Raw genomic sequence first — 1,270 nt, 5'->3', positions numbered from 1 at the left:
TCACAATACTTGCCAACACTTAAGGCTAATATGAGTTATACATCATCATATCAAAATAATAGCTTTAGTAATTTATATAAAACCAACTTTCCATCAAGTTATGTGGGGCTTACACTGAATGTTCCGATATTTAATGGTTGGCAGCGCCTTAACCAGGTTAAGCAATCCAAAATTGCTGTAATAAAATCGCAAAACGATTTAGAAAATGCAAAAAACGGATTAAAGTTACAGGCCAACAAAGCCAACATTACTTTTGTTAATGGATTGCAAACTCTTCAAACCCAAAAAAATAACCAGTTACTTGCTCAGGAAGTTCTAAGAGTAGCAAAAATTAAATACCAACAGGGGGTAGGGTCAAGCATTGAAGTTACGCAAGCCCAAACTGCACTTGATGATGCTGATAACAAATATATACAAGGGCTTTACGATGCTCTTGTAAGTAAAGTTGATCTTGATAAAGCTTACGGACGAATTCAATAAAACAAAAACTAAACTCACTATAAAATAACGACATGAAAAAAATATTATACATACCGGTTTTGGTTCTTCTGGCAGCAGCTTGCACAAATAAACCAAAAGATAAGAAAACGGAGCTTGCTGACCTCAAAAAGCAACAGGCCGACTTAAATGCACAGATCACTAAGTTACAAGCTGAAGTTGGCTCTACAGATTCGGCCAAAACTACGGATGTAAGTACTGTGGTTTTACAACCAGCTACCTTTACCAATTACGTACAGGTGCAAGGTAAAATTGATGCACAGGATAACGTAGTTGCTTATCCTCAGGCATCTGCTATCATTACAGGTTTATATGTAAAACCTGGCGATCATGTAAGTAAGGGCCAGACTTTGGCACAATTAGATAACAGTGTTTTGCAGCAAAGCATCGGGCAAAACGAAGCGCAGGTTAGTTTAAATGAAACATTATATAATCGTCAAAAAAACCTGTGGGATCAAAAAATTGGCACCGAGGTTCAGTTTTTGCAGGCTCAAACAACTTTGCAAAGCAGTAAAAAAGCTTTAGCAGGTTTACGCCGACAAGCCAGCCAGTACCGTATAGTTTCACCAATAAGCGGCACTGTTGATCAGATGGACCTTAAACTTGGCCAGGCTGCTTCACCCGGCCAAACAGGTATCCGAATTGTTAATGCCGATGTTTTAAAAGTTAAGGCCGATGTACCGGAATCATATTCGGGCAGCGTAAATACAGGTAATGAGGTGAAAATTTTAGTGCCGGATGCAAAGGATTCATTGATTACCAAAGTAACATT

The 1,270-nt window shown here is 38.3% G+C and carries 2 protein-coding genes; both read left to right on the top strand.

Annotated elements, in window-relative coordinates:
• Positions 1 to 480, top strand: a 480-nt coding sequence (locus tag AC1DPZ_RS27450) for a TolC family protein (protein WP_477409490.1), incomplete at its 5' end; no start/stop codon positions are given.
• Positions 481 to 512: 32 nt separating this feature from the next.
• Positions 513 to 1,270 (top strand): efflux RND transporter periplasmic adaptor subunit (locus AC1DPZ_RS27445; RefSeq protein ID WP_477409488.1); only part of this gene is annotated, 758 nt, incomplete at its 3' end.

It is taken from the genome of Mucilaginibacter sp. P4_G9, from assembly GCF_056400985.1.
This window is presented reverse-complemented; position numbering and strand designations above follow the sequence as displayed.